24 protein-coding genes are annotated in these 26,406 nt (G+C 71.6%); 13 read left to right on the top strand and 11 right to left on the bottom strand.

From position 1 onward, the window contains the following. Positions 1 to 9: 9 nt before the first annotated feature. From AC4OXY_RS23075 to AC4OXY_RS23055, 5 genes are all read left to right on the top strand, one after another. A complete protein-coding gene (locus AC4OXY_RS23075; protein WP_356036956.1) occupies positions 10 to 1,554 on the top strand; it encodes an MFS transporter in 1,545 nt (514 codons plus the stop codon). A 251-nt stretch (positions 1,555 to 1,805) separates the two neighbouring features. Continuing rightward, a complete protein-coding gene (locus tag AC4OXY_RS23070) occupies positions 1,806 to 2,567 on the top strand; it encodes a DeoR/GlpR family DNA-binding transcription regulator (protein WP_071377144.1) in 762 nt (253 codons plus the stop codon). Continuing rightward, the gene (pfkB, locus tag AC4OXY_RS23065; RefSeq protein WP_491994542.1) at positions 2,564 to 3,511 is read left to right on the top strand and encodes a 1-phosphofructokinase; all 948 of its coding nucleotides are present in this window, start codon (positions 2,564 to 2,566) and stop codon (positions 3,509 to 3,511) included. The genes AC4OXY_RS23070 and pfkB overlap by 4 nt, the downstream gene beginning before the upstream one ends. A gap of 256 nt (positions 3,512 to 3,767) precedes the next feature. After that, positions 3,768 to 5,960: a PTS fructose transporter subunit IIABC gene (locus AC4OXY_RS23060; RefSeq protein ID WP_491994541.1), complete on the top strand. Its 2,193-nt coding sequence runs from the start codon at positions 3,768 to 3,770 to the stop codon at positions 5,958 to 5,960. Positions 5,961 to 6,093: 133 nt separating this feature from the next. After that, positions 6,094 to 6,345: a hypothetical protein gene (locus tag AC4OXY_RS23055; protein WP_356036947.1), complete on the top strand. Its 252-nt coding sequence runs from the start codon at positions 6,094 to 6,096 to the stop codon at positions 6,343 to 6,345. 71 nt (positions 6,346 to 6,416) lie between these two features. On the opposite strand, the gene AC4OXY_RS23050 is transcribed toward AC4OXY_RS23055, so the two are convergent. The 4 genes from AC4OXY_RS23050 to AC4OXY_RS23035 all read right to left on the bottom strand — a co-directional run bounded on the left by AC4OXY_RS23050 (position 6,417) and on the right by AC4OXY_RS23035 (position 10,991). Beyond that, positions 6,417 to 7,163: a DUF6227 family protein gene (locus AC4OXY_RS23050; RefSeq protein WP_491994540.1), complete on the bottom strand. Its 747-nt coding sequence runs from the start codon at positions 7,161 to 7,163 to the stop codon at positions 6,417 to 6,419. Positions 7,164 to 7,320: 157 nt separating this feature from the next. Continuing rightward, on the bottom strand, positions 7,321 to 8,535 hold the full coding sequence (locus tag AC4OXY_RS23045) for a L,D-transpeptidase (RefSeq protein WP_356036981.1): 1,215 nt from the start codon (positions 8,533 to 8,535) through the stop codon (positions 7,321 to 7,323). 152 nt (positions 8,536 to 8,687) lie between these two features. Further along, a complete protein-coding gene (locus tag AC4OXY_RS23040) occupies positions 8,688 to 9,716 on the bottom strand; it encodes a P1 family peptidase (protein ID WP_491994539.1) in 1,029 nt (342 codons plus the stop codon). Between the two features lie 36 nt (positions 9,717 to 9,752). Continuing rightward, a complete protein-coding gene (locus AC4OXY_RS23035) occupies positions 9,753 to 10,991 on the bottom strand; it encodes a low temperature requirement protein A (protein WP_491994538.1) in 1,239 nt (412 codons plus the stop codon). Between the two features lie 91 nt (positions 10,992 to 11,082). On the opposite strand from AC4OXY_RS23035, the gene AC4OXY_RS23030 reads away from it, so the two are divergent. After that, positions 11,083 to 11,259 carry a hypothetical protein gene (locus AC4OXY_RS23030; protein WP_376287371.1) on the top strand — a complete coding sequence of 59 codons (177 nt, stop codon included), beginning with the start codon at positions 11,083 to 11,085 and terminating at the stop codon, positions 11,257 to 11,259. Positions 11,260 to 11,296: 37 nt separating this feature from the next. On the opposite strand, the gene mscL is transcribed toward AC4OXY_RS23030, so the two are convergent. From mscL to AC4OXY_RS23000, 6 genes are all read right to left on the bottom strand, one after another. Beyond that, positions 11,297 to 11,755, bottom strand: coding sequence for a large conductance mechanosensitive channel protein MscL (gene mscL, locus AC4OXY_RS23025; protein ID WP_356036933.1), 459 nt, complete (start codon positions 11,753 to 11,755; stop codon positions 11,297 to 11,299). A 138-nt stretch (positions 11,756 to 11,893) separates the two neighbouring features. Then, complete coding sequence (locus AC4OXY_RS23020; protein ID WP_491994537.1) at positions 11,894 to 12,505, bottom strand: hypothetical protein; 612 nt, start codon at positions 12,503 to 12,505, stop codon at positions 11,894 to 11,896. Between the two features lie 180 nt (positions 12,506 to 12,685). Continuing rightward, positions 12,686 to 13,519, bottom strand: a complete 834-nt coding sequence (locus AC4OXY_RS23015) for an S-methyl-5'-thioadenosine phosphorylase (RefSeq protein ID WP_491994536.1) — start codon at positions 13,517 to 13,519, stop codon at positions 12,686 to 12,688. A gap of 99 nt (positions 13,520 to 13,618) precedes the next feature. Further along, entirely contained in the window at positions 13,619 to 13,933 is a 315-nt protein-coding gene (locus AC4OXY_RS23010; protein ID WP_356036925.1) for an FmdB family zinc ribbon protein, read from the bottom strand. Between the two features lie 67 nt (positions 13,934 to 14,000). Next, positions 14,001 to 15,296, bottom strand: a complete 1,296-nt coding sequence (locus AC4OXY_RS23005) for an MFS transporter (RefSeq protein WP_491994535.1) — start codon at positions 15,294 to 15,296, stop codon at positions 14,001 to 14,003. A gap of 304 nt (positions 15,297 to 15,600) precedes the next feature. After that, positions 15,601 to 17,151 carry a potassium/proton antiporter gene (locus AC4OXY_RS23000; protein ID WP_356036920.1) on the bottom strand — a complete coding sequence of 517 codons (1,551 nt, stop codon included), beginning with the start codon at positions 17,149 to 17,151 and terminating at the stop codon, positions 15,601 to 15,603. Between the two features lie 223 nt (positions 17,152 to 17,374). On the opposite strand from AC4OXY_RS23000, the gene AC4OXY_RS22995 reads away from it, so the two are divergent. After that, positions 17,375 to 20,191, top strand: a complete 2,817-nt coding sequence (locus tag AC4OXY_RS22995) for a penicillin acylase family protein (RefSeq protein ID WP_491994534.1) — start codon at positions 17,375 to 17,377, stop codon at positions 20,189 to 20,191. A gap of 76 nt (positions 20,192 to 20,267) precedes the next feature. Here the strand turns inward: AC4OXY_RS22995 and AC4OXY_RS22990 are convergent, their stop codons facing one another. Next, entirely contained in the window at positions 20,268 to 20,870 is a 603-nt protein-coding gene (locus AC4OXY_RS22990; RefSeq protein ID WP_356036914.1) for a 5-formyltetrahydrofolate cyclo-ligase, read from the bottom strand. A gap of 116 nt (positions 20,871 to 20,986) precedes the next feature. On the opposite strand from AC4OXY_RS22990, the gene galU reads away from it, so the two are divergent. The 6 genes from galU to sepX all read left to right on the top strand — a co-directional run bounded on the left by galU (position 20,987) and on the right by sepX (position 26,400). Next, positions 20,987 to 21,898 carry a UTP--glucose-1-phosphate uridylyltransferase GalU gene (gene galU, locus AC4OXY_RS22985; protein WP_376287364.1) on the top strand — a complete coding sequence of 304 codons (912 nt, stop codon included), beginning with the start codon at positions 20,987 to 20,989 and terminating at the stop codon, positions 21,896 to 21,898. Further along, on the top strand, positions 21,895 to 23,217 hold the full coding sequence (gene glp / locus AC4OXY_RS22980; RefSeq protein ID WP_362821419.1) for a molybdotransferase-like divisome protein Glp: 1,323 nt from the start codon (positions 21,895 to 21,897) through the stop codon (positions 23,215 to 23,217). The genes galU and glp overlap by 4 nt, the downstream gene beginning before the upstream one ends. A 139-nt stretch (positions 23,218 to 23,356) precedes the next feature. After that, on the top strand, positions 23,357 to 23,836 hold the full coding sequence (moaC, locus tag AC4OXY_RS22975; protein WP_071374740.1) for a cyclic pyranopterin monophosphate synthase MoaC: 480 nt from the start codon (positions 23,357 to 23,359) through the stop codon (positions 23,834 to 23,836). Further along, a complete protein-coding gene (locus tag AC4OXY_RS22970; RefSeq protein ID WP_356027031.1) occupies positions 23,833 to 24,333 on the top strand; it encodes a MogA/MoaB family molybdenum cofactor biosynthesis protein in 501 nt (166 codons plus the stop codon). Before moaC ends, AC4OXY_RS22970 begins: the two co-directional genes overlap by 4 nt. A gap of 20 nt (positions 24,334 to 24,353) precedes the next feature. Continuing rightward, positions 24,354 to 25,022 carry a GNAT family N-acetyltransferase gene (locus AC4OXY_RS22965; protein WP_356027034.1) on the top strand — a complete coding sequence of 223 codons (669 nt, stop codon included), beginning with the start codon at positions 24,354 to 24,356 and terminating at the stop codon, positions 25,020 to 25,022. A gap of 187 nt (positions 25,023 to 25,209) precedes the next feature. Continuing rightward, complete coding sequence (sepX, locus tag AC4OXY_RS22960; RefSeq protein WP_356027036.1) at positions 25,210 to 26,400, top strand: divisome protein SepX/GlpR; 1,191 nt, start codon at positions 25,210 to 25,212, stop codon at positions 26,398 to 26,400. The last annotated feature ends 6 nt before the right edge of the window (positions 26,401 to 26,406 follow it).

Genomic DNA, 26,406 nt, shown 5'->3' with positions numbered 1-26,406 from the left:
TTTGCGGACATGACCTCCTCGGAACAGACCCTCACCCCTCGGCCGTCCCCGGACGACGCGCCGGCCCGGGGCGACCGGCGCCGCTGGTTCGCCCTGGCCATCGTCATGACGGCGGCCTTCATGGACCTGGTGGACGTGACGATCGTCAACATCGCCATCCCGTCCATCCAGCGGGACGCCGACGCGTCCGTCAGCCAGATCCAGTGGATAACCGCGGGCTACGCCCTCGCCTTCGCCGCGGCCCTGATCACCGGCGGCCGGCTCGGCGACATCCACGGCCGCAGGCGGCTGTTCCTCATCGGCATCGGAGGCTTCACGCTCGCCTCCGCGCTGTGCGGTTTCGCCGTGAACCCCGAGATGCTGGTCGCCTCCCGCATCCTTCAGGGCAGCATGGCGGCGATGATGGTGCCTCAGGTGCTGTCGATCGTGCACGCCACCTTCCCGGCCCATGAACGGGGCAAGGTCTTCGGTCTGTTCGGCGCCGTCGTCGGCCTGGGCGCGGTCTCCGGACCGCTGCTCGGCGCGCTGCTGACGGAATGGAACCTGTTCGGCCTCGAATGGCGGCCCATCTTCCTCATCAACCTCCCCGTCGGTATCGCGGCCTTCCTCCTCGGCCGCCGCTTCATCACCGAGTCCAGGGCGCCGAAGGCGCTGAAGCTGGACCTCGTCGGTGTCACCCTGGTCTCGCTGGGCCTGCTGATGCTGCTCTACCCGCTCACCCGCGGCCGGGAGCTGGGCTGGCCGCTGTGGGGGTACCTCTGCATGGCCGGCGCCCTCGTCGTCTTCGCCGCCCTGCTGTCGTACGAAAAACGGAAGGCCGTTCGGGACGGTTCCCCGCTCATCGAACTGTCCCTCTTTCGGGTGAAGAGCTTCGCCGCGGGCATCGCCGTACAGACCGTCTTCGGCGTCGCGCTCGGCATCTTCTTCCTGGTCTGGACGCTGTACATGCAGATCGGCCTGGGCTGGAGCCCGCTGCGGGCCGGGCTGACGGGGGTGCCCTTCTCGATCGCGGTGTCCGTGGCCGCCGGGATGTCGGTGCAGAAGCTGGTCCCGCGCTTCGGCCGCAAGGTGCTCCAGGCGGGCGCGCTCGTGATGGGCGCGGGCGTGCTGCTCTACCTGTGGGAGGCCCACCGGTACGGCCTCGCCATCGCCTCCTGGCAGATGGCCCTGCCGCTGGTCGTGATGGGCGCCGGCATGGGGCTGATCGTCGCGCCGCTGACGGACGCGGTGCTCTCGGAGGTGCCGCGTGAGCACGCCGGTTCCGCGTCGGGGCTGATCAACACCGTGCAGCAGATGGGCAACGCGCTCGGGCTGGGGCTCGTGTCGGTCGTCTTCTTCGGACGGATCGGCGACCGGCTGGCCCCCGTCCAGGTCGGCCCGGCCTTCGTGCACGCTTTCCAGTACGCGCTGTGGTGGGTCGCCGGGATCATGGGCGCGATCTTCCTGCTGATGTCCGCCCTGCCGAAGCGGCCGGCGCAGCACGTGGAAGGCGCGGAGGACGCGGAGGGCGACGAACTGTCCGCGCCGGAGAAGGAACCCGAGCTGGTGCCGTGACCGGGCGGGAGATGTCCTGACCCGCACGTCGAAGGGCCCGGCACCGATCAGGTGCCGGGCCCTCGTGCTGCCCGCCGACCCCACTTGCGCGGGCCCCTGCGTGAGCCCACCGTGTGGGCCGGAAGTCCGTTCATGCCCGAGCAAAGTCCGAACCTGTTTACATTCCGGAAAGCCGCGCGTAGCCTCGCAGTGAAACCACACGTTCGGGCATTACTCGGAAGTGAACGGACATCGAGGCGGAGGCGAGCGGGATGTACGCACCGGAACGGCAGCAGGAGATCCTCCGGCTCGCCCGTGACGGCGGCCGGGTGGACGTGCTGTCGCTCGCCGAGGAGTTCCAGGTCACGGCGGAGACGATCCGCCGCGATCTGAAGGCCCTCGACCGCGCCGGACTGGTCCGCCGCGTCCACGGCGGCGCCATCCCCGCCGGCCGCCTCGACTTCGAACCGGACCTCGCCGAACGCGAGGGCACCTCCGCCGACGAGAAGGACCGCATCGCCAAGGCGGCCCTCACGGAACTGCCGACCGAGGGCACGATGATCCTCGACGCCGGTACGACGGTGGCGCGGCTGGCTGCCGCCATCCCGCTGGAGTCCTCGCTCACCGTCGTCACGCACAGCCTGCCGATCGCGGCCCGCCTCGCGGACCACCCCGGCATCCAGCTCCACCTCGTCGGGGGGCGCGTACGGCACCGTACGCGCGCCGCCGTGGACGCCTGGGCGCTGCGCGCGTACGGCGAGATCCGGGCGGACGTGCTCTTCGTGGCGGCCAACGGCTTCTCCGCCGAGCACGGCCTGACCACCCCCGACCTCGCGGAGGCCGCGGTGAAGCGGGCCGCGGTCGCCGCCGCCCGCCGCGTGGTGCTCCTGGCCGACTCCGCCAAGCACGGCCAGGAGCACTTCGCGCGCTTCGCCGACCTGAGCGACGTGGACCTGCTGATCACCGACAGCGGGCTGAGCCCCGAAGACACCGCCGCCATCGAGCGCGGCGGCACGGAAGTAGTGCGCGCATGATCCTCACCGTCACCCCCAACCCCTCCCTCGACCGCACCTACGAGGTCCCCACCCTGGAGCGCGGCGAGGTCATCCGTGCCACCGGCGAGCGCATGGACCCGGGCGGCAAGGGCGTGAACGTCTCGCGCGCCGTGGCGGCCGCCGGACAGCGCACGGTCGCCGTCCTGCCCCTGGGTGGTGCGCCGGGGGCGCTCGTCGCCGATCTGCTCGACGCGCAGGGCATCGAGGTCGCGCCGGTCCCGGTCGCCGGAGCCACCCGCTCCAACATCGCGCTCGCGGAGTCCGACGGGGTGCTCACCAAGATCAACGCGCCGGGGCCCGAGCTGTCGCCCTCGGAGCAGGAACTGCTTCTGGACACCGTGCGGGAGCAGTCGCGCGACGCCGACTGGATCGCGTGCTGCGGCAGCCTGCCCCGGGGGCTCGCGCCCTCGTGGTACGCCGATGTCGTCACGCGGGCTCACGCCGGGGGCGCGCGCATCGCCCTGGACACCTCGGGGCGTGCGCTGCTGGAGGCGCTGCGCGCGCAGCCCGACGTGGTGAAGCCGAACGCCGAGGAGCTCGCGCAGGCCGTCGGCCGCCCCCTGGCCACCGTGGGCGACGCGCTGAAGGCGGCCGAGGAGCTGCGCGGCATGGGCGCGCGCGCCGTGCTCGCGAGCCTGGGCGCCGACGGGCAGCTCCTCGTGGAGGACACGGGCGCCTGGTTCGCCCACGCGCGCGTGGACGCCGTCCGCAGCAACGTCGGTGCCGGCGACTCCTCCCTCGCTGGCTTCCTGGTCGCAGGCGGCAGCGGCCCCGGGGCCCTCGCCTCCGCCGTCGCCCACGGCGCCGCCGCCGTCCAGCTCCCCGGCAGCGTGATGCCGACGCCCGCCGGCCTGGACCCGGCGGCGGTGACCGTCACGGCCGAGATCCCGCTCGACCGCGAACTGACGGAGCCGGTGTCATGACCCGGCTCGCGCTCCGTGGCGGACGCCCCGGCACTCGGCACCTTGGCGCGCGCCCCCGACCGGCCCCGAAGCGGCGGGACTCCCCGTTACTCGCCGCGGCCACCGGGCGGCACCACCGGCCGAGCCACGGTGCCGCCCCCGGGAGGCGGGGTTTCCCCGGCCCCGCCTCCTGCCCGATCCCATGCCCCCACCGCACCCCCGTCCCCCTTTCCGCCCACTCCTCCCCCCGGGCGATACGCGTGCATAGGAGCCCGCGATGAGCGACATGATCACCGCGGACCTGGTCGACCTCGACCTGTCCGCCGACACCAAGGAAGCGGCGGCCCGTGCCCTCGCCGAGCGCATGGTGGCCCAGGGCCGGGTGACCGACCTGGAGGGCTTCCTCGCCGACGTGGCCGCCCGCGAGGCCCAGATGCCGACCGGCCTCGACGGCGGCATCGGCATCCCGCACTGTCGCAGCGCGCATGTCACCGAGCCGACCCTCGCCTTCGGCCGCAGCGCCGCCGGTATCGACTTCGGCGCCCCGGACGGCCCGGCCGACCTGATCTTCCTGATCGCGGCCCCCGCCGGCGCGGACGACGCCCACCTCACGATCCTCTCCTCCCTGGCCCGCCAGCTGATGAACACCGAGTTCACCTCGGCGCTGCGGGCGGCGTCGGACGCGGAGACGACGGCGGCACTGATCCGCGGGGACGAGAAGCCGTCGGCTGCGCAGACGGCGGAGACTTCGGGACACGGCGCGGACGGTACGGCGGGCGCGGCCGGCGCGGAGCGCGCGGCGAGCGCCGGGAGCGCGGGTGCGGCCGAGGGCGCGGAGGCCGGCGAGGGCGCCGTGAGCGCCCCCAAGGACACCGCTGCGACGCCGGTGGCGGCCTCCGCCGGCGCCGCAGCGGTCACCACGACGGCGCGGGCGCGGAGCGCGTCCGCCCCGGACTCGGGCGAGCGGCCCTTCCGTATCGTCGCCGTCACCTCCTGCCCGACCGGTATCGCCCACACCTACATGGCGGCCGAGTCCCTGGAGAACGCCGGTCGCGAGGCGCGCGTCGAGCTGGTCGTCGAGACGCAGGGCTCGGCCGGCTTCACCCGGCTCGACCCGGAGGCGATCGCGGCGGCGGACGGCGTGATCTTCGCGCACGACGTCCCGGTACGCGACAAGGACCGCTTCGCCGGCAAGCCGACCGTCGACGTCGGTGTGAAGGCCGGCATCAACCGTCCCGCCGAACTCATCGGCGAGGTGCGCGAGAAGGCGGCGCGCGGCGAGACGAGCGCCCCGGCGTCCGCGTCCGGCGGCACACCGGTCGAGCGCGCGGGCGACTCCACCGAGGGCTACGGCACCAAGCTCCGCAAGTGGCTGATGTCCGGCGTCAGCTACATGGTCCCGTTCGTCGCCGCGGGCGGCCTCCTCATCGCCCTGGGCTTCGCGATCGGCGGCTACAAGATCAACAAGGCGCCGTCGGTGATGGACCACTTCGTGTGGACCCAGGCCGACAGCTGGGGCGCCCTGCTCTTCCAGATCGGCGCCGTGGCCTTCGGCTTCCTGGTCCCGGTCCTGGCCGGCTACATCGCCTACGGCATGGCCGACCGGCCCGGCCTGGTGCCCGGCTTCGTCGGCGGCGCGATCTCACTGACCATCAACGCGGGCTTCCTCGGCGGCCTGGCCGCCGGTCTGATCGCCGGTGGCGTGGTGCTGGCGATCCAGAAGGTGCGGATCCCGGCGGCGTTGCGCGGCGTCATGCCGGTGGTGGTGATCCCGCTGATCTCCTCGGCGCTCGTCGGATTCCTGATGTTCGTCGTGATCGGCAAGCCCATCGCATCCGCCCAGAAGGGCCTCACCGACTGGCTGAACGGCCTCACCGGCACCAACGCCGTCCTGCTCGGCGCCCTGCTCGGCCTGATGATGTGCTTCGACCTGGGCGGCCCGGTCAACAAGGTCGCCTACACCTTCGCCACCGCCGGCATCGCGGTCGCCAACCCCAGCGACTCCGCGATGAAGATCATGGCAGCGGTGATGGCGGCCGGCATGGTCCCGCCGCTGGCGATGGCCCTGGCCACCACCGTGCGCGGCAGGCTCTTCACCCAGACCGAGCGCGAGAACGGCAAGGCCGCCTGGGTCCTGGGCGCCTCCTTCATCTCCGAGGGCGCGATCCCGTTCGCCGCGGCCGACCCGCTGCGGGTCATCCCGTCCGCCATGGTGGGCGGCGCGCTCACCGGCGCCCTGTCGATGGCCTTCGGCGCCACCCTGCGCGCTCCCCACGGCGGCATCTTCGTGGTCCCGCTGATCGGCAACCCGTTCCTGTACCTGGTCGCCATCGCGGCCGGCGTCTGCGCCACCACGGCCCTGGTCGTCCTCCTCAAGGGCATGCGCAAGCAGACCCCCGAGTCCACGCCCGGCGGCCCCGCCGCGAACACCACGACCGCGAAGGGCACCAAGCAGCCGGTGGCGGCCTGACCGCCGGCCGCGCCACCCCGCCCCACACCTTGTCCCTTTAGGTCCCTTTAGTTCGCTGTGAGTTGTTCACGGCACCTGCGAGATACGTCACGGTCCGGGATCAAAGTCCCGGACCGTGGTGTGTACTGGGCGCATGCCTGAGCACGTCCCGACTCTCCAGCTGATCGGCGTGGCCGTCCTCGCCGTGGCGGCCGTCGTCTGGGCCGTCACCCTGCTGCGCCTGCTGGATCGCGCCGGTCTGCGGTCCCCCGTCCGGCGCACCACGAGCCTGCTGCCGGCCCTGCCGCGCCAGACCCGGGTCGGCCCCGAGCTGGAGTCCGTCGAGCTGACCCCCGCCGAACAGGACGCGTTCGCGGGCCTGGCACGGCAACTCGCCGACGGCTGACGGCACAAGGCGCCCACGCCGGCCGCACGCGCGCACCGGGTGCACTACCCCGGCGTACGACCCCTGGTGCGCTACCCGTGCCGCGCCGCCCGCCGCTCCATGGCGTCCCGCGCCTCGTCCTCCGACATGTAGACCTCGCACATGTGCCGTCCGTCGGGCGTCGCCGTGTGCTCGACCTCCCACAGGGAGATCTCGCTCTCGTCCGGCAGCAGGAACGCGTGCTCGTACAGCGCGTAGCTCAACCCCACGCGTCCGGCCCGCCCCGGGCGCCCGAACGCCTGCGTGATCTCGTGCGCCGTCGCCGTCGCCAGCAGCGCCGCCGTCTGCGCGCCGGGCCGGTCCGGATTCTCCGCGCGGCGCAGCAGCCGGCGCGCGTGGTCCGCCGAGTCGTCGGAGGCGAACACATGCCGGGGCTCGGGAATCGCCCACAGCCGCATCGGCGCGGGCAGCTCGAACTCCGGCGCGTCCGGCGGCAGCCCGAGCCGGGCCGTGGCCGTCTGCAGCTCCTCGTCGTCGACGTACACCTCGTGTTCCGGTGCGCTGCCCGGCGTGGGGTTGTGGACGAGCTCCCACAGCGTGACCGCCGAGCCGTCGGCGAGCAGCCAGGTGTGCCGGTACGTCTCCCGGTGCAGCCCCGCGCTGTGGTACGCGGAGTGCAGCGAACTGTCGTGCGCCAGCGCGCAGTCGAGCCGCCGTATCACGTCGTCGGGCAGCTCGAAGGAGTTCAGGGCACGGCCGAGGAGTCGCGCGAGATGCTCCTCCGGAGACTCGGGCGACTCGGCTGGTTCGTACGCTGCCGTCTCGTACGGAACGCTCAAGACATCTCCCGGCGTTGCTGCATGTCACCTTGTGGGTGCATACCGTAGCCCCTCGGTCGGACATCATGTCCGGGAACCGAGAAAACGTACGCCGGGAAAACGCGCGGGCCGCGCGAGAAGTTCCCGCGCGGCCCCACATCACGTCAAAAGTCGCCGCTCAGACGGCACTTCCGGCGGTCCAGGCGCTCCACGACATGTTCCAGCCGTTCAGCCCGTTGTCCGGGGCGACCGTCGTGTCCGGGGAGTTCTTCACGATCACGACGTCCCCGACGAGCGAGTTGTCGAAGAACCACTTGGCCTGGGTGTCACCCTGCGCCCCCTGCACGTCCGCGAGCCCGACACAGCCGTGGCTGGTGCCCGAGCGCCCGAAGGGCGGGTTGCCCTTGTTGTACCAGTAGTTGCCGTGGATGAACGTCCCCGACGAGGTCAGCCGCATCGCGTGCGGCACGTCCGGGATGTCGTACTCCCCGCCGAAGCCGACCGTCGAGCCGTTCATGCGGGTCTGCACGAACTTCTCGGCGATCACCATCTGCCCGTTGTACGTCGTGTGCTCCGCGCTGCCCGCGGAGATCGGCACCGACTTGATCGTCTGGCCGTCCCGCACGACCGTCATCGTCTGCGTGTTGGCGTCGACCGTGGACACCTGCGCGCGCCCGACGGTGAAGGTGACGGTCTTCTTCTGCACCCCGTAGACACCGTTCGCGCCCTGGACCCCGTCCAGGTCGATCTTCATCGTGACCTTGGAACCGGCCTTCCAGTACTCCTGCGGCCGGAAGTCCAGGCGCTGGTTCCCGAACCAGTGCCCGACCACCTGCTGGCCACTGCTGGAGTTGACCGTGATGTGCGACTGCACGGCCTTCTTGTCGGTGATCGCCTTGTCGAAGGTGAACGACACCGGCATGCCCACCCCGACCGTGCTGCCGTCGTCCGGCGTGTAGGTGCCGATGAAGCTGTTCGCCGAGGTGACGGTGGTGAAGATGGAATTGGCCGCCGCGGTACGCCCGTTCGCGTCCTTCGCGGTCGCGGCGATCTGGTACTTCGTCCCGCGGTCCAGCTGCTCCTTCGGCTTCCAGGTGCTGCCGTCCGCCGATATCGCCCCGGCCACGGTCTGCCCGGTCCCCGACACGGTCATCTTCACGTCCGTCAGCTTGCCGTCGCTGACCTTCACGCCGGTCGCGTTGATGGACGCGCTGGTCGAACCGTCCTTCGCCGAGATCATGATCTTCGCGGTCGACGTCTTGGGGGAGTCCTTGCCGCCCTTGTCGTCGGTGGCGTTGGCGCTGCCACCACAGGCGGTCAGGGTGAGGGTGCCGACCATCAGGGCGGCACAGGCCCCCAGTACGCGCCGCGCTGCAATGTCCGGCGTTGTCACGGGCTGCTCCAGGTTCATGTGATGTGCGTGATCCGTTCCAGTGCGTGGAGAAAGAGTGCTCCGGCACCCGGGTAGGTTCCCGCCGGCTCCCCTGAACGCCATCACGTGACAGAACCGCGACAATCCGGCCCCGCCGGACCCCCGCACCACCCCTACCGCTCCTCGTACAACTCCCCGTACGACGGCCACACTCCGCCCCGCCCGTCGACCGACTCGGCGGCCCGCACGCCCCGGACGATCGCGCGCGTCACGAGATCCGCGCCGGCGGCCAGGATGTCGTTGAGCGCCAGGGGATGCCCGTCGAGCGGGCGCGCGCCGGTCGCCAGCGCGAACACCGTGTCCCCGTCGTGCAGGAGATGCACCGGACGCACGGCGCGCGCGATGCCGTCGTGCGCCGTCCCCGCCAGCTTCTGCGCCTGCGCCTTGGAGAGGTCCGCGTCGGTCGCGACCACCGCCAGCGTCGTGTTGAGCGGGGGCGGCGCGTTCCTGGCGGCGGCTTCGTCGAGCCGTCGGCGCGCGGCCGCCACCACGCGTTCCTGCGGATACTCCACCCGCCCCCGCAGCAACAACTCTCCGTACAGCGCCCCCGTACCGGTGTCCACCACGGCACCCGCGGCGTTCACGACCGCCAGCGCGGCCACGGTGACGCCCGAGTCGAGCACCGTGCTCGCGGTTCCCACCCCGCCCTTCAGCCGCCCCGCCACGGCGCCCGCACCGGCCCCGACACACCCCTCGGGCACAAGGGCACCCGGGGCGGTCGCCGCCGCGGCCTCCACCGCCGCGCGGCCCGTCGCCGCGTCGGGCCGCGCGCGGAAGTCTCCCCCGCGCCCCAGGTCGAAGAGGCACGCGGCGGGCACGACCGGCACGACGTGCGCCGGGTCCGGCCCCACCCGCACTCCGCGCGAGCGCTCCTCCAGCCAGGCCATCACCCCGGACGCCGCGTCGAGCCCGTAGGCGCTGCCCCCGGTCAGCACGATCGCGTCGACCCGCTGCACCACGTTGCGCGGGTCGAGCGCGTCGGTCTCCTTCGTGCCCGGGCCGCCGCCGCGCACGTCCACGGCGGCGACGGCGCCGCCCTCGGGAGCGAGGACGACGGTGGTGCCGGTGAGCCAGCCGTCCCCGGTGCGGGTGGCGTGCCCCACCCGCACCCCGGCGACGTCCGTCAATGCGTCAACTGTCATGGGGGCAAGTGTGGCCGCCCGGGCACCGGTGAGGGCTCAGTGGGCCGATGCGCCGGCGCTCGCCGCACGCTCCCGGCCGGCCATGCGCGCCGTCAGCGTCACTCCGGTCGCCACCGCGCCGGCGCAGACGAGCCCGGCCGCGAGCACCGCCCAGTGGCCCAGGAAGGTGCAGCAGATCACCAGCAGCGCCGTGCCCGGCAGCACCAGCTGCTGGGCGATACCGACCTTGAAGTGCCGCGAATGCAGCGCCCAGACGGTCAGCAGATACAGCGCCGTGGGCAGGGTCACCGCAGCCGAGGCGGACAGCGTGGAGATGTGGGTCTTGCCGACCGTCTGCTCCACCGCGACCTCCAGGCCGGCGCCGATCGCCGCGGCCGACGCGAAGATCAGGTAGTGGCCGTAACCCCAGAGGAACGCCTGCCCGTTGGAGCGCAGGTGACCGTGGATGGGCACCACGAAGTAGATCCACCACGCGGAGAAGACGATCAGCAGGCCGCCCGCCGCGATCGGCAGCAGCTCGCCCAGCGCGCTGTGCTCGTTCACCGCCGACTTCACGGCGATCGTCGCCGCGGAGATCGTCTCGCCGAGCACGATGATGGTGAACAGGCCGTACCGCTCGGCGATGTGATGCGGATGCCAGGAGGTCGTGCTGCTCTTCTCGGCGTACAGCGGCACGCACATCTCCGCGATCGCCATCACGAGGAACACCCAGGGCCGGGCGGGCCCGGGCAGGACCACCAGCCCGGTCCAGCCGACCTGGCACAGCAGCACACCGCACGCGTAACGGAGCGCCATCGTTCTCTCCGCGCCGGTGGCCGCTCTCGCGGCTCTCAGCCACTGTGCGGCCATCGCCAGCCGCATGATCAGGTAGCCGAGCCAGACCATCAGGTAGTCGTGACTCTGGAAGGCCTGGGACACACCGGCGGCCAGCACCAGGACACCGGCGATCTGCACCAGGGTGACGACCCGGTAGAGGGCGTCGTCGTTGTCGTACGCCGAGGCGAACCAGGTGAAGTTCATCCAGGCCCACCAGATGGCGAAGAACTGCATGGCGTAGTTGAGGATTCCGCCGCCGGCGTGCCCTTCGGCGACGGCGTGGACCAGTTGCACGCCCGCCTGCGCGATCGCCACGACGAAGCACAGGTCGAAGAACAGCTCTAGCGGGGAGGAGACCCGGTGCGCTTCGTCGCGCCCGCGCGAGGTGAGCCGTCGCAGAGGCCCGGGGAGCCGGGGTGCGCCCGAGGAGGCGGGCGGCGGAGCGGAACTCGACGTCATGCCTCCCAGGACAGCAGAAATCCGCCCCGAAATCTTGTGAACGGATTCACAAATGCCCTGGCCGCCGGAGGCGGGGCCGTACCCTTGGGGCATGAGCACCGCCCCCGAATCCGAGCCCCGCGACCCGAAGCCCGCGCTGGTCTTCGACGACCCGCTGGACCAGCAGTCCTCGGACGACACCGACCGCGGATGGGGCGAGCGCACGGACGGTGACAGCGCCGCCGACCTGTTGCGCTTCCTCGACGAGAAGCCGCCCCACCACCTCTGAGCCCGCCGCCGCCTCCGAGCCTCGCGCGGCGGCGCCGCTAGCGTTCGTCGTGCCCCGACCCGCGCTGGGCGACCAGCGCGTCGCGGATCTCCTTGAGCACCTCCAGCTCGGTCACCTCGATGACCTCCTTCGTGCCCTCCCGCGCGGCCTTCTGCGCCGCCTGCCGGGCCAGGTACTTCGACATCGGCAGGACCATCAGGAAGTACACGACTGCCGCGGTGATCAGGAAGTTGAGCGTGGCACCGAGGACGGAACCCCACATGATGTGGATGCCCTGGTTGGCACCGCACGTGGAGCTCAGGCAGGAGCTGTAGTTGTCCAGGCTCTTGGTGCCGAAGGCGCCGACCAGCGGGTTGATGACCCCCTTCACGACCGAGTTCACGATGTTCGTGAAGGCCGCGCCGATAACCACCGCGACTGCCAGATCGACGACGTTGCCGCGCATCAGGAAGGCCTTGAAGCCCTGCCAGACGCTCGGTTCCTTCTTCGCGCTCACCTCGGGGACACTCCTCGCGTGCACAGGTTGTGGAACGAAACGCTCCGCAACCTACGGCACGGTGCGGCCATTGTGTCCAGTCCCGTCGCTCGATCGAGCGACTTGACAGCAAGCCGCCGAAGAATCGTCCCCGTCGGTTCAGCACAGCGTCACCGCCAGGCGGGCCGTGGCGCTCGCGCCGACGAGCCGGGCCGCCGTGGCGCGCGGTACCGACAGCACCACGAGCGCCCCGCTCTCGGCCCCGCCGTCCAAAGGCTCCGGAACCCTGGTCACGCGCACACCGCGCGCGAGCACTCGGGCGACGCCCCCGGCCGACGGGTCCTCCGCGGCGATCACGTCGACGCGGTCGCCGGGCCGTAGCAGCCGGACCGTGGCGGCGTCGGCGATCCGCACGGGTGCCGTCACCACCTCCACCGGCGCATGGCGCCGTACAGGGGCGGTGACCGGATGACCGCGGGGCTGTTCCGCGCCGTGCGGTGCGGTCGCCGTGCGCGGCCCGGCCGCGACGAGCGCGGCCGCGGTCACCGCGAGGCCGGCCGCGATGGCCCGCCGGCGGTGTCGTACGAGCCGTTGCAGCTGATACCGCCCGCCGCGCACCCACACCGGAGGGAACTGCGGGACCTCACACGTCGCGGGGGCGTCCGTGCCCAGCGGACGCGGGAGCCGGATGGGAGGCGGACAGGGGAGAGGAGCGGGAGGAGGCGAGTGCGGAGCGGGGGGCGACGAGGGGGACGACGAGGACCAAGGCATGGGAGACCACCGCCTGCGACGAGGAATTCGGCTTGCGATGCCACGATGGGACATCGCGCCGAATCCCGGCGGAGCCGGTGGAAGACGGACGGGTTGTGGACAACTCGGCCACCCGAACGTGGAATTCCGCCCCCTTGTCCACAGGCCCGGCCGTGAACCGGCCCCTAACCGGCCGGTGTCCTACGGCAGTTCGAAGCCCGGGTCCATCCCGCCGAGCGCGTTCCCGCACGGGCAGTCCCGCTCCCCGGTCCCGGGCAGCGCCGCCACCGCGTCGAACAGCACACCGCGCAACCGGTCCACGTTGGCGGCGAACACCTCCAGCACCTCCTCGTGCGAGACGCCTTCGCCGGTCTCGGCGCCCGCGTCGAGGTCGGTGACCAAGGTCAGCGATGTGTAGCACAGCTCCAGTTCCCGGGCGAGCGCCGCTTCCGGGTGGCCCGTCATGCCCACGACCGACCAGCCCTGCGCCTGGTGCCACAACGATTCGGCACGCGTCGAGAAGCGCGGCCCCTCGACCACGACCAGCGTGCCGCCGTCCACCGGTTCCCAGTTCCGGCCGCGGGCCGCCTTCAGCGCGGCGGCGCGTCCGGCGGGGCAGTAGGGGTCGGCCATGGAGACGTGCACGACGTTCGGCACCGTGCCGTCGGGCAGCGGCAGCCCGTCGAAGTACGTCTGCGCCCTGGACTTCGTACGGTCCACCATCTGGTCCGGCACGAGCAGGGTGCCGGGGCCGTACTCGGGGCGCAGCCCGCCCACCGCGCACGGGCCGAGCACCTGACGGACGCCGACGGAGCGCAGTGCCCACAGGTTGGCGCGGTAGTTGATGCGGTGCGGCGGAAGGTGGTGGCCGCGGCCGTGCCGGGGCAGGAAGGCGACCCGCCGGCCGGCGATCTCGCCGAAGAAGAGGGAGTCGCTGGGCGGCCCGTAGGGGGTGTCCACCTGGACCTCGGTCACGTCCTTGAGGAACGAGTAGAAGCCTGAGCCGCCGATTACACCGATCTCTGCGTTCGCCATGGTCAGCACACTAGCTGTCGGCGAAAGAGCGGGGGAGGCGGTGCCCGGAAACGCCGGAAACCCTGCCGTCGCGCGACGGCAGGGTGCGGTGTGAGCGGGTCAGGCGGCGGAGCTCTTGGCGGAGCTCGACGAGGAGGAGGACGGCTTCGCGTCGGACGACGAGGACGTGGTGCCCGACGACGTGGTGCTCGACGACGAGCCGGACGGCTTGGACGCCGGGCTGCTGCTCGACGTGGAGCCGCGGGAGTCGTTGCGGTAGAAGCCGGAGCCCTTGAAGACGATGCCGACCGCGGAGAACACCTTCTTCAGGCGGCCACCGCAGTTGGGGCACTCGGTCAGGGCGTCGTCGGTGAACTTCTGCACCGCCTCAAGGCCCTCGCCGCACTCGGTGCACTGGTACTGGTAGGTCGGCACTGTCTTCCTCCTGGCACTCTCACTCGATGAGTGCTAACGACGGTCCATAGTGACGTATTCCCGGGGATCAGTCCACCGTCACCGGCACGCGGTGACCGACGCCACGTGCGACGGTGACGTTCCGCCGGGGTGCGACCAGCCGCGATCGCAGCGTCACCAGGGTCGACAGCGCGAGCACGGTGCCCGCCGCCGGCACCAGGAATCCGGCACCGTTCCACAGCCGGTCCTCAAGCTGGCCGGCGACGGTGACGGCGGCCGCCTGCCCGAGCGCGACCGCGCCGGTCAGCCAGGTGAAGGCCTCGGTGCGGGCGGCGGCCGGCACCAGGCCCTCGACCAGCGTGTAACCGGTGATCAGCGCCGGTGCGATGGACATGCCGACGAGCAGGCCGAGCCCGGCGAGCAGCAGGACCGAGTGTGCCGTCCACAGGGCGGACGCGGTGATCGCGAGCGCCGTGTAGCCGGCGACCAGGCGGTGCTGGGGCGCGACCTTCCACGCGATCGCGCCGCAGACGATGCCGGACAGCATGTTTCCGGCGGCGAAGACGCCGTACAGGACGCCGTTCAGGCCGGGCTCGCCGATCGACTCGGTGAACGCCGCCAGCGACACCTGCATGCCGCCGAAGACGGACCCGATCCCGAGGAACGTCACGACCAGTACGCGCACGCCGGGCACGCGCAGCGCGGAGGCGTGCTGCACGCGCGCGTGCCCGGTCTCCACGGTGACCGGCGGCTGCGTGCTCTTCTGCGCGGCGAACAGCAGACCGCCGACGAGCGTCAGCGCGCCCTCGGTGACCAGGCCCGCCGCGGGCGTCACGGTGGTGCACAGCGCGGTCGCCAGCAGCGGACCGAAGACGAAGGTCAGCTCGTCCGTGACCGACTCGAACGCCGCCGCGGTGGCCATCAGGGGCGAACCCTGGAGCTTCACGCCCCAGCGCGCCCGCACCATCGGGCCGACCTGCGGCACCGAGGCGCCGGTCGGGACGGCCGCCAGGAAGAGCGCCCACAGCGGCGCGTGCGCCAGCGCGAGCGCCGTCAGGGTCAGGCCCGACAGCGTGTGCACCAGAACGCCGGGGACCAGCACGGCGCGCTGGCCGTAGCGGTCGGCGAGACGGCCGCTGTACGGCGCGAACAGCGCCATGGACACACCGGTCGCGGCCGCGGCGGCGCCCGCCGCGCCGTACGAGCCGGTGGTGTGCTGCACGAGCAGCACGATCGAGAGGGTGAGCATCGCGAACGGCTGGCGCGCGGCGAAACCGGGGAGCAGGAACGTCCAGGCGCCGCGGGTGCGCAGCAGCTGTCCGTAGCCCGGGCGGGACGACGCCGACGGGTTCTCCGCCGGCTCGGTGGTGACCGTGGATTCCACGGCCCGTGCCTTTCTTCCGCCTGGTAGCGCGCCCGTGCGGGGGCGCCGAGAGCTGTCCTCTTGCGCGGAACTGCGGTAGATACCGGTGCCACTGCGGAGGGCGTTCCGGCCGCCATACGGTCGCGCCAGCTCTGCATCAGACAGAGTTGGTTCGATCTGGGTGCCTTGATACTACAGGGAGCAAGGGCTTGTGCACCTGTGAAAACGAGCACGGTCGGGCCTGTTCACCTGTGATTGGCGCGCGTGTGAATCGCACGAAACGCACCCGTAACGCACGCCCTCCCCGCTCCCGTGCGCCCCGCGCTCACCGCCAGGCGGTCGCCCCGCTCACGCCCAGCCACCCCGCCAGCTTGCCGCCGTGGGCGACCGCGCGCAGCCGCCGTTCCGTCGCGTCGCGCACCGGGTCGGTGGCGACGACCAGCAGTTCGTCGCCCTGGCGCAGCACGGTCGTCGGCAGCGGAACGAACGATTTTGCATCGCGGACGACGAGCGTGACGGCGGCCCCGGTCGGCAGCCGCAGTTCGTTGACCTCGACGCCGTGCATCCGGGAGCCCTCGGGGATCGAGACGGAGAGCAGGTGCCCGCGCAGCCGCTCCAGGGGTGCGGACTCGATGCCGAGGTCCGCGGCCTCGCCCTTCTCGCCCAGCCGCAGCGTGCGCGCCAGCCAGGGCAGGGTCGGCCCCTGGACCAGGGTGTAGACCACGACCAGGACGAAGACGATGTTGAAGATGCGGCGGCTGCCGGCGACGCCGTTCACCATCGGGATGGTCGCCAGGATGATGGGTACGGCGCCGCGCAGTCCCGCCCACGACATGAGCGTCTGCTCCTGCCATGCCACGCGGAACGGCGCGAGGCTGAGGATCACGCTCAGCGGGCGGGCCACCATGGTCAGGGCCAGGCCTATGACCAGGGCGGGCCAGACGTCGTCACCCAGCTCGTGCGGGGTGACCAGCAGGCCGAGCAGGACGAACATGCCGATCTGGGCGATCCAGCCGAGCCCCTCGGCGAAGCCGCGTGTGGCGGGCCAGTGCGGGAGCTTGGCGTTGCCGAGCACCATCGAGGCCAGGTAGACGGCCAGGAAGCCGCTGCCGTGCCCCAGGGCGCCGGCGGCGTACGCGGTGACGGCGATGGCCAGCACGGCGATGGGGTAGAGGCCCGAGGCGGGCAGGGCCACGCGCTTGAGCCCCCAGGAGCCGATCCAGCCCACCGCGAGCCCTATGGCGGCGCCGACCGCCAGCTCCAGAAGTATCCGGCCCAGCAGGACGTACCAGTGCTCGACGGGTCCCGCCGTGGAGAAGGCGACGACCAGGATGACCACCGGGGCGTCGTTGAAGCCGGACTCCGCCTCCAGCGTGCCCGTCACGCGCGCGGGGAGGGGAATCCTGCGCAGCACGGAGAAGACCGCCGCCGCGTCCGTCGACGACACCACCGCGCCGATGATGAGCGCCTGGCGCCACTCCAGCCCGACCAGATAGTGCGCGCCCGCCGCCGTGACGCCCACGCTGACGGCGACGCCGACGGTCGCCAGGACGGAGGCGGAGGCCAGGACCGGGCGGACCTCTTTCCACTTCGTGCCGAGGCCGCCCTCGGCGAGGATCACGACCAGGGCCGCGTACCCGATGACCTGGGTCGTCGCGGCGCTGTTGAAGTGGATGTGCCCGATGCCGTCCTGGCCCATGAGGATGCCGATCCCCAGGTACACGAGCAGGCTGGGGAGCCCGCTGCGCGAGGAGATCCGGACGGCCGCGACGGCGACGAGCAGGACCAGGGAGCAGACGAGCAGGAGCTGGTCGAGGTGGTGGACAGTCAGCGGCGGTTCCCTTCCTTGGCCCGCGCGCGGGGCGCGCGGGCACACGTACACAAGATCCGAGGCTGCGGCACGCCGCACCCAAGTACTTCGTTACCTTACCTAACTCTTGACGCTTTCTTGACGCTCGCCGAGGCAAGATCGAACGCTCGTACACGCTGGTTCCCCACTCCGCGTCAAGCGGGACAGGGCCCTGCGCCTATGGTTGCTCCAGCGCTCATTCAAAGTCACAGCCCGACCTGCCGCTCGCGTTAGGACAGCAAGGACAGCGATGCCCCCGAATACCACCGCCACAACGGGTGACAAGCCCGCCAAGTCCGGCAGGAAGAAGGGGCGCAGAGCCCGACTGATCGTGCTGGTGCTGGTCCTGGCCGTCATCGGCGGCATCGCCTACGGGGCGTACTGGTCGATCAGCACCGTGCGCGCCTCCTTCCCGCAGACCACGGGTTCGCTCACGCTCCAGGGCCTGTCCGGGCCGGTGGACGTGAAGCGGGACGGCAACGGCATCCCGCAGATCTACGCGTCCTCCGACACGGACCTGTTCATGGCGCAGGGCTACGTGCAGGCGCAGGACCGGTTCTACGAGATGGACGTGCGCCGGCACATGACTTCCGGGCGCCTGTCGGAGATGTTCGGCAAGAGCCAGGTCAAGAACGACGAGTTCCTGCGCACCCTCGGCTGGGACCGGATCGCCAAGCAGGAGTACGACACCAAGCTGTCGGCCTCCACGAAGAAGTACCTCGACGCGTATGCCAAGGGTGTCAACGCCTACCTCCAGGGCAAGGACGGCAAGGACATCTCCCTGGAGTACGCGGCGCTGGGCCTCACCAACGACTACACGCCGCAGCCGTGGACCCCGGTCGACTCCGTCTCCTGGCTCAAGGCGATGGCCTGGGACCTGCGCGGCAACATGCAGGACGAGATCGACCGCGCGCTGATGACGAGCCGGTTCGGCCCGCAGCAGATCAAGGACCTGTACCCCGAGTACCCCTACAGCCGTAACAAGCCGATCGTGCAGGAGGGTCAGTACAACGAGCTGACCAGGACCTTCCAGCAGAGCGGCGCGACGGGCGGCTCCCAGGGCACAGGCGTGACGGGTGCGACCGGCGGCAGCACGGGCTCCACGGGCGCCTCTGCGGGCGCGACGGGTACGACCGGCTCCGCCACCTCGGGCGCGACGGGATCGTCGCTCACGAGCCAGCTGGGGGGCCTCTACAACGTCCTGGACAACGTCCCGACCGCCGTCGGCGTGAACGGCCAGGGCATCGGCTCCAACTCCTGGGTCGTCTCCGGGAAGTACACCATCACCGGCAAGCCGCTGCTCGCCAACGACCCGCACCTGTCGGCGTCCCTGCCGTCCGTCTGGTACCAGATGGGCCTGCACTGCCGGACCGTCTCCGCCCAGTGCCAGTACGACGTCAGCGGTTACACCTTCGCCGGCATGCCGGGCGTGATAATCGGTCACAACACCGACATCGCCTGGGGCATGACCAACTCCGGGGTCGACGTGACCGACCTCTACCTGGAGAAGGTCACCGCGAACGGCTACCTGTACGACGGCAAGGTCCGGCCCTTCCAGACCCGCGAGGAGACCATCAAGGTCGCCGGCGGCTCGTCCAAGACGATCGTCGTCCGCCAGACCCAGGACGGGATGCCGCTGCTGTCCGACCGGGACGACGAACTCGTCCAGGTCGGCAGGAAGGCCACGGTCAACACCGCCGCGCCCGACCGCGGTGACGGCTACGGCGTCGCCCTGCGGTGGACCGCGCTCGACCCGAGCACCTCCATGGACGCCGTCTTCGCCCTCGACAAGGCCTCCGGCTGGAGCGAGTTCCGCCAGGCCGCCGCCCTGTTCGACGTGCCGTCCCAGAACCTGGTCTACGCCGACACCAACAACAACATCGGCTACACGCTGCCGGGAAAGATCCCCACGCGCTCCTCGGTGGACGACGGCTCCGTGCCGGCGCCGGGATGGGAGTCGAAGTACCGCTGGACCGGCTTCGTCAAGCAGGGCGAGCTCCCCTACGAGTACAACCCCAAGCGCGGCTACATCGTCACCGCCAACCAGGCCGTGGTCGACAAGGGCAAGTACCCGTACACGCTGACCACCGACTGGGGCTACGGCACACGCAGCCAGCGCATCACCGACCTGATCGAGTCCAAGATCAAGGACGGCGGCAAGATCTCGACCGACGACATGCGGCAGATGCAGCTGGACAACAGCAGCGAGATCGCCAAGCTCCTGGTGCCGAAGCTGCTGAAGATCAACCTGGACGACAAGAACGTGCGCCAGGCGCAGAAGCTGCTGGAGGGCTGGGACTACACCCAGGAATCCGACTCCGCGGCGGCCGCGTACTTCAACTCGGTCTGGCGCAACATCCTCAAGCTCGCCTTCGGCAACAAGATGCCCAAGGAGCTGCGTGTCAAGGGCCAGTGCCTGTGGGTCGACAAGATCGACAGCACCGGTCCGGTCGACGACAACACCAAGGTGCGCGAGTGCGGTGAGCGCGACGCCGACCAGGCGCAGCCGGACGGCGGCGACCGCTGGTTCGAGGTCGTGCGCGACCTGATGGACAAGCCGGACAGCGACTGGTGGAAGACGCCCAAGTCGGGCACTCGCCCCGCCGCGAACAACATGGACCAGCTCTTCGCCCGCGCCATGATCGACGCCCGCTGGGAGCTGACCGCCAAGCTCGGCAAGGACATCGACACCTGGAGCTGGGGCCGGCTGCACCGCCTGTTCCTGAAGAACCAGACGCTCGGCACCGACGGCCCCCAGGTCCTGCAGTACATCCTCAACCGGGGCCCCTGGAAGCTCAGCGGCGGCGAGGCCACGGTCAACGCGACCGGCTGGAACGCCGCGGGCGGCTACGGCGTCGTCTGGGTGCCGTCGATGCGGATGGTCGTGAACCTCGCCGACTTCGACAAGTCCAAGTGGATCAACCTGACCGGCGCCTCCGGGCACGCCTTCAGCGCGCACTACACGGACCAGACGAGCCTGTGGGCCAAGGGCGAGCTGCTGCCCTGGTCGTTCTCGGCCACGGCGGTCGACAAGAGCACGAGCGACACGCTCACCCTGAAGCCGTGAGCACCTGACGGCACGCGACCCGAAACGGCCCTCCACGCACGCGTGGAGGGCCGTTTTCCGTGAGGGCGGCGCCCGCTCAGGCGCCTCGGAAACGGTGCACGCCGGAGGGCGTCACCACCGCGTGCACCGGCTTGTCGTGCGCCTCCGCCGGGACGTGGGCGACGACCTCCGTGTCGTGGAGCAGGACCACGAGGCGGGGTCGTACGCCCGCGCGCTCCAGGCGGGCCAGCACGCGGTCGTACGACCCTCCGCCCCGCCCCAGGCGCATCCCGCGCGCGTCCACCGCCAGCCCGGGCAGCAGGACCACGTCGGCGCCCGTCACCGCGTCCGGGCCGAGGCGCGCGCCCGCGGGCTCGAAGAGCGCCATCTTTCCGCCGTGTCGGATCCGCGCGAGGGAGTCCGGGCCGGTGTACTCGCCCCAGTCCAGATCGTTGTCCGGCAGCAGTGCGGGGAGCAGGACCCGCACGCCCCGCGCGCGCAGCGCGTCCAGCAGCGCCCGCGTGCCGGGTTCGCTCCCTACGGAGACGTACGCCGCCACCGTGCGCGCACGCGCCAGTTCGGGCAGCTCCAGCGCGCGCTCCGCCAGCGCGCGCCCTGTCGCGTCGGCGTCATCCGGTGTCAACCTGTTCCTCACCGTGAGGAGCTCCCGCCGCAACGTTCGCTTGTCAGGCTCGCTCATGCGTCCCTCGTGTTCCACGGGTCGTCTGCGTCCTTCTTGATTGTTCAATGCGGTCATAAAGGGTCAATCAACCGGCACTACGGATTCCGTACAAAGAGCCGGTTAAGGTGGCGGGCATGACTCAGTCGCACCCCAGGATCAGCAAGGCTGTCATCCCTGCGGCAGGCCTCGGTACGCGGTTCCTGCCGGCCACCAAGGCCACTCCCAAGGAGATGCTGCCGGTCGTCGACAAGCCGGCGATCCAGTACGTGGTCGAGGAGGCCGTGGCGGCGGGTCTCGACGACGTGCTCATGGTCACCGGACGCAACAAGCGTCCCCTGGAGGACCACTTCGACCGCAACTACGAGCTGGAATCGGCCCTTCAGAAGAAGGGCGACGCCGGCCGGCTCGCCAAGGTCCAGGAGTCCAGCGACCTGGCGACCATGCACTACGTCCGCCAGGGCGACCCCAAGGGCCTGGGCCACGCCGTCCTGTGCGCCGCCCCGCACGTCGGCCACGAGCCCTTCGCCGTCCTCCTCGGCGACGACCTGATCGACCCCCGCGACCCGCTGCTCCAGCGCATGATCGAGATCCAGGAACAGCACGGCGGCAGCGTGATCGCCCTCATGGAGGTCGCGCCCGAGCAGATCCACCTCTACGGCTGCGCGGCCGTGGAGGCCACCGCCGACACCGACGTCGTGAAGGTGACCGGACTGGTCGAGAAGCCGGACCCGGCGGACGCCCCGTCGCACTACGCGGTCATCGGCCGCTACGTCCTCGACCCGCACATCTTCGACATACTCCGCCGGACCGAGCCGGGCCGCGGCGGCGAGATCCAGCTCACCGACGCCCTCCAGCAACTCGCCCAGGACGAGAAGGTCGGCGGTCCGGTGCACGGCGTCGTCTTCCAGGGCCGCCGCTACGACACCGGCGACCGCGGCGACTATCTGCGTGCCATTGTCAGACTCGCGTGCGAACGTGAAGACCTGGGCCCGGACTTCCGGGCCTGGCTTCGCAGTTACGTAGCCGAGGAGATGCAGCAGTCTTGAGCAGCGCCGCGACCCGCCCCGCCGGCCCGGACCATCTGTGGTCGGTGGACGAGCACCTGGAGGACATCCTCTCCGCCGTCCGCCCCCTGGAGCCCATCGAGCTGCAACTGCTCGACGCCCAGGGCTGTGTCCTGGTCGACGACGTCACGGTGCCGGTGTCCCTGCCGCCGTTCGACAACAGCTCCATGGACGGGTACGCGGTGCGGGTCGCGGACGTCGAGGGTGCCAGTGAGGAGTTCCCGGCCGTCCTGGACGTCGTCGGGGACGTCGCGGCGGGCGCGGCCGACCCGGTCCGGGTCGGCCCCGGGCAGGCCGCCCGCATCATGACCGGCGCCCCGCTGCCGCCGGGCGCCGAGGCCGTCGTCCCCGTCGAGTGGACCGACGGCGGGCTCGGCGAGGGACCGGTAAGCGGCATGCGGGCACGCAGCCTGGCCCCCGAGGGCGCCGAGGGGCAGGTGCGCGTGCACCGTCCCGCCCGGGCACGCGCGCACGTGCGCGCCAAGGGCAGCGACGTGAAGGCCGGCGAACGCGCCCTGGAGGCCGGCACGATCCTCGGCCCGCCGCAGATCGCGCTCCTCGCCGCGATCGGCCGCGGCACGGTACGCGTGCGCCCGCGCCCGCGCGTGGTCGTCATGTCCACCGGCAGCGAACTCGTCCAGCCCGGCGAGGACCTGGCCGACGGCCAGATCTACGACTCCAACAGCTTCGCCCTCACCGCCGCCGCGCGGGACGCCGGCGCCATCGCCTACCGGGTGGGCGCGGTCGCCGACGACGCCGACACCCTGCGCTCGACCATCGAGGACCAGCTCGTCCGCGCCGACCTGCTGGTGACCACGGGCGGGGTGAGCGTCGGGGCGTACGACGTGGTCAAGGAGGCGCTGTCGTACGCCGGTGACGAGGACGAGGCGGGCGGCGGCGTGGAGTTCCGCAAGCTCGCCATGCAGCCCGGCAAGCCCCAGGGCTTCGGCTCGATCGGCCCCGACCACACGCCGCTGCTGGCCCTGCCCGGCAACCCGGTGTCGTCGTACGTCTCCTTCGAGCTGTTCGTCCGCCCCGCCATCCGCGCCCTGATGGGCCTGCCGGACCTGCACCGGCCCCGCACGCGCGCGACGCTGAAGGCGGACGAGGCGCTGCGCTCGCCCAAGGGGCGCCGGCAGTTCCTGCGGGGCGCCTACGCCGACGGCGAGGTGGCCCCGGTGGGCGGGGCCGGTTCGCACCTGATCGCGGCGCTGGCGCAAGCCGACGCGCTGATCGTCGTCCCCGAGGACACGGAGTCCGCCGAGCCCGGCGACGAGGTGGAGGTCGTCCTGCTCGGCTGACGCACGCGCGCGTGAGCGAGCGACGGGGCCCCACGGGGGTCCTGGCCCGGTGCGTGCGCCGACTTGGCGGTACCGTGGCGCGCACAGCAGGCCCGCGCAACCGCACTGTGACGGGCCCGGACCGGGAGCGGCACAGAGCATGAGTACGCAGGACGGACTGACGCACATCGACGAGGCGGGCGCCGCCCGCATGGTCGACGTATCCGGGAAGGACGTGACCGCGCGCACCGCCCGTGCCAGCGGCCGCGTGCTCGTCTCGCCCCGCGTGGTCGAGCTGCTGCGCGGCGAGGGGGTACCCAAGGGGGACGCCCTCGCCACCGCGCGGATCGCGGGCATCATGGGCGCCAAGCGCACCCCGGACCTGATCCCGCTGTGCCACCCGTTGTCGGTGTCCGGTGTGAAACTGGATCTGTCGGTCGCGGACGACGCCGTGGAGATCCAGGCCACCGTGAGGACGACGGACCGTACGGGCGTCGAGATGGAGGCCCTCACCGCCGTCACGGTCGCCGCGCTGACCGTGATCGACATGGTCAAGGCGGTCGACAAGGGAGCGGTCATCACGGACGTACGGGTGGAGGAGAAGACGGGCGGCACGTCGGGCGACTGGAGCCGGGCATGAGCTACCGGGCTCTGGTGGTCACCGCCTCCAACCGGGCCGCGGCGGGTGTCTACGAGGACAAGGGCGGCCCGTTGATCGTCGACGGCCTGACGGGCTTCGGGTTCGCCGTGGACGGCCCCCGGATCGTGCCCGACGGGGATCCCGTGCGGGAGGCCCTGCTGGCGGGCGTGGCCGCCGGGTACGACGCGATCGTCACCACCGGCGGCACCGGCGTCTCGCCGACCGACCGCACTCCCGAGGCGACCCGCGCGGTGATCGACTACGAGGTGCCGGGCATCGCGGAGGCCATCCGGGCGTTCGGCAGTCAGAAGGTGCCGACCGCCGTGCTGTCCCGGGGCCTGGCCGGGGTGGCGGGACGGACCCTGATCGTCAATCTGCCGGGCTCCACGGGCGGGGTGCGCGACGGCCTCGCCGTGCTGGAGCCGCTGCTGGTCCACGCCGTCGACCAGATCCGCGGCGGCGACCACCCCAGACCCACGAGCGGGGGTGCGAGCTGAACAGCCCCTACTGGCCCGTCGTGCTGGCGGACGGCGATGTCGTCCTCCGGCCGATAAGGCTGCGCGACCAGCGAGCCTGGCGCGAGGTGAACCGGCGCAACCGGGACTGGCTGCGCCCCTGGGAGGCGACCATTCCGCCGCCCACGCCGAGCGGGCCGATCACCCACCGGCCGACGTACCGCCAGATGGTCCGGCACCTGCGGTCGGAGGCCAACGCGGGCCGGATGCTGCCGTTCGTCATCGAGTACCAGGGGCGGCTCGTCGGGCAGTTGACGGTCGCCGGGATCACCTGGGGGTCGATGTGCTCGGGGCACGTCGGGTACTGGGTGGACGAGTCGGTGGCCGGCCGCGGCGTGATGCCGACGGCGGTCGCGCTCGTGGTGGATCACTGTTTCCGTGCCGTCGGGCTGCACCGCATCGAGGTCTGCATTCGGCCCGAGAACCGGCCCAGCCGCCGGGTCGTGGAGAAACTCGGATTCCGCGAGGAGGGGCTCCGGCCGCGCTATCTGCACATCGACGGGGCCTGGCGCGACCACCTGGTCTTCGCGCTCACCGCGGAGGAGGTGCCCGACGGGTTGCTCGCGCGCTGGCAGCGGGCACGCTCCCAGAGGGAGCGGCACATCGAGCGCCCGGCGGACGACGCGGATCCGTCGCGGAATCCGCAGAACACGCCGGGGAATCCCGCCTAGGCCCGCCGAAATTGAATATGTGTTCGAAATTGATCGGATGCTGACCGTCTCAGGGCATTGAATTCGCGACTGAGGCGGTCCTCTGATCGCATGGATCGCAAAAAAAGCTGGAAATATCAGCCAGATCGTGCGACACACCGGCCCAATTGGCGGATGGCCTCAGGCAAACCCCTCTACGGTGTGAGGCGTGAGCAGCAGCGGCCTCATCTACGCAGTCATTGTCGGGGCCTGGGCCGCCTACTTGGTGCCGATGTGGCTCCGTAGGCAGGACGAGCTGAACGAGGCCCGTCCGACGGAACGCTTCAGCACCGCCATCCGGCTGCTGTCCGGACGGGCGGGCATGGAGCGTCGATACGCCAGGGACCTGCGGGCGCGCTCCGCCCAGGAGGGGGAGCCGGACGCCGGTGACCCGGACGCCGCCACCGACTCGGTGGACGTCCGGGCCTTCGCCATGCCTCCGGCCCGTCGTCAGGTGCACGCGGAAGCCGGGGGCGAGTCACCCGGAAGAGCGGAAGCGGCACGCGGACAGGAGCCCGCACGGGCGCCCAAACCGGCGCCCGCGCCCCCGCAGCGGCCGGTGCCGGCCGCGCGGCGCACGGCCTCGGCACAGGCGGCCGCAGCGCGCGACCGGCGCCTGAAGGTCCTGGCGCGCCGCCGGCGCACCACCGTGATGCTCTTCCTCGGCTTCACGCTCGGTGCGATCGTCGCCGCGGTCGGCGGGCTCGCCTTCCTGTGGGCGCCCGCCGTACCGGCCGTGATGCTCAGCGGGTACATCGCGTACCTGCGCTCCCAGGAGCGCCGTCGCTTCGCCTACCAGATGGACCGCCGGCAGGCCGAGGTCGCCGCGCAGCGGCTGCGGGAGCGCGAGCGTCAGCCGCGTCGGCGCGTGTCGCCCGATACGACGAGCGCCGGCGCGGACGAAGCGGAGGAGGTTCAGGAGGCCGAGACGGATCCCGGTCTCTCCGCGCTCGCCGCGGACCGGCGTGCCCTGGTCGAGCAGACCGACCACGCCGAGTGGGTCGACCAGCAGCGTGAGCGGCAGCGGCGGCCCGGCGGGGACAGCTGGGAGCCCGTGCCGGTGCCCCTGCCGACGTATGTGACCGCGCCGGTGGCGCCGCGTGCCACGTCCGACGTGGACCTGGGGGCGCCGGACACCTGGAGCTCGGCGCGTTCCAGCTCGGTCGCGCCGGAGCAGGAGGCCGTCCACGCGCCGGAGGCCGGCGCCGACGAGCAGGCGCCTGTGGCCGAGGACAAGCCGGCGGGCGGCCGCAGCGACGCGCGCCGCGCCGCGTCCGCGCGCCGGGCCCGTGAGCGCGGACGCACGCCCCTGTTCGATCAGTACGAGGACGGCGACCGCCCGCGCGCGGCGAACGAGTAACTCCCG

The sequence above is a fragment of the Streptomyces sp. HUAS MG56 genome (assembly GCF_058673395.1).
The sequence above is the reverse complement of the archived record's forward strand: the minus strand, read 5'-3'. Positions and strand labels throughout refer to the sequence as shown.